This window comes from Massilia sp. Root335, assembly GCF_001425685.1.
In the GTDB taxonomy this organism is placed as follows: Bacteria; Pseudomonadota; Gammaproteobacteria; order Burkholderiales; family Burkholderiaceae_D; genus Telluria; species Telluria luteola.
Window position 1 is genome coordinate 204,843 of sequence record NZ_LMCY01000012.1, and the last position, 2,084, is coordinate 206,926.

General features: G+C 62.3%; 2 protein-coding genes. One reads left to right on the forward strand and one right to left on the reverse strand.

The window, feature by feature from the left end:
• The coding region (locus ASC93_RS31645) for a carbohydrate-binding protein (protein WP_200958295.1) at positions 1 to 309 on the forward strand (309 nt) is incomplete at its 5' end.
• Positions 310 to 520: 211 nt separating this feature from the next.
• On the opposite strand, the gene ASC93_RS09815 is transcribed toward ASC93_RS31645, so the two are convergent.
• Positions 521 to 1,735: a glycoside hydrolase family 27 protein gene (locus ASC93_RS09815; RefSeq protein ID WP_056440559.1), complete on the reverse strand. Its 1,215-nt coding sequence runs from the start codon at positions 1,733 to 1,735 to the stop codon at positions 521 to 523.
• Positions 1,736 to 2,084 lie beyond the last annotated feature (349 nt).

A 2,084-nucleotide genomic window follows, 5' to 3' on the forward strand; every position in this document is an offset into this window, starting at 1 on the left:
GCCGGCGCGCGCGCCTTCATGGCCAGCCTCTCCAGCACGGCCAAGCTGAAGCAGGCCACCGGGGCGACGATAGAGATTCGTTTGGGCAAGCTCGACGGCAAGTTGATCGGCACGCTGCCGGTCGCGGGAACCGGCGGCCAATGGAAGCCGCAGTCTGTCCGGATCGCCGGCGCCTCCGGCGTCCAGGATCTCTTCTTCGTGTTCCACGGTGCGGCCGGCGAAGAACTGTTCAAGTTCGATTACTGGCAATTTTCCGAGCGCGAGCTGCCTGCGGACCAGGCGGCTGACGAGCGCCGCGACGCCGGATAAGTGCAATCGACATGCTCGGTACCCAATTGGGGCGAGCAGGGAAAACGGAAAAGATCGGGCGCCAAGGCATGGCTGGATTCACGCCTCCCTGTCACACTGAGGATGATCACGAAGCGCCAGCACCATCACGGCCTTGGCAGGGCGCCCTCAGGAAGGTCGCGTAATTCCTGATGACGCATTGGCGCGGAAGCGTCGCCCGGCCGGGCGCGCCCTATGGTTTCGCAGGGCCACTCAGGAGCAGCATCAGCACGCTGTGCGGCGCCAGTCGCGCGTCCAGTTTGGCGCTGGTGTCGCCTGTCTTGTTGCTCCACAGGTCGGACCAGCGGTAGACGGTCTGCTTGAAGTCAACCGACCGCTTGCTCAGGTCATCGATCAGAACTTGCTTCTTCCAGTCATGGTGAACGTCGGCAGGCTGGTTGGAGCGGTTCAGGAACATCAGTGCCCATTTGCCGCCGTCGAGCGGCTTGGCATAGACCTCCAGCGGACCGTCGGCCAGGACGCGCAGCGCCTGCACGCCCAGCTTGTCCTGGTTCACCGCGATCACGCCGGGGTTGGTCAGGATGCGACGGGTCGACTCGGACATGGAACGCAGGTCGTTGCCCAGGATGAGGGGCGAAGCCATCATGGCCCAGATGGACAGATGGGCGCGGTCTTCATCCTCGCTCATGCCATTGCCCACTTCGAGCATGTCCATATCGTTCCAGTGGCCGGGCCCCGCGAACTTGCGCAGGTTTGCCTGCTTGTCGAGGACGCGCAGCACGCCCAGGCCGGTCGAGAAGCCGGGACTGAATTCGCAGTCGAAGCAATTATAGATATCGGGCGTGGTGCGCCACGAATGGGCGACCTTGCCGGCCCACTCCCATGGCTTGCTCATGCCCCATTCGCACACGCTGAATACCATCGGACGGCCCGACTTGGCGATCGCGTCGCTCATCGTCGTGTAGGCCGCTTCGGCGTTCAAGCCCGCAGTGTCGCACCAGTCGTACTTGACGTAATCGATGCCCCAGCGCGCATAGGTCCGCGCATCCTGATATTCGTGGCCACGGCTGCCGGGACGGCCGTCGCAGGTGGTCGCGCCGGCGTCCGAGTAGATGCCCAGCTTGAGTCCCTTGCCATGCACATAGTCCGCCAGCGCCTTCATGCCGGATGGGAAGTGCTTGGCGTCGGGCTGGATGTTGCCGTCGGCGTCGCGCTGGCCTTGCCAGCAATCGTCAATGTTCACGTACTGGAAGCCAACGTCCTTCAAGCCCGACTTGACCATGGCATCGGCGGTCTCGCGGATCATGCGCTCGTCGATATTGCAGGCAAATTTGTTCCAGCTGTTCCAGCCCATTTGCGGGGTGGCGGCCAGGCCCTCGAGCTTTTGAGCCCAGCAATTGCCAGCCGAGCCAACGAACAGGGTCAATGCCGTGGCGGCCGCTCTCATTGTCGTGCTCGTCAACAGCGGCTTGGGTGGTATGTGCTTTGTTTTCATCTCTAAATCACTCGCAAAAAAATGGGGGACATCGTGCAAATTCATGACGCAAAAAAAAAGCTACCGTCTCAAAACGTGCAATCCGGCGGCGCGGAAACCGAGGCCTCCGCGCCTCATGCCGTTTAGTGAAGGCGGTTTTTCGACCTGACGGACGGCATAGCGCTTCGGCGCTGCCTATTTGGTCGACAGCACCAGCACGGTGACCGAATACGGCGCGAAGCGATAGCTGAACTCTTTGCCGAGCCCGCTCGCCTTGCTGGTCACCGGCACCACCTTGTTCGGCTCGGCGATGGTGTTGGTG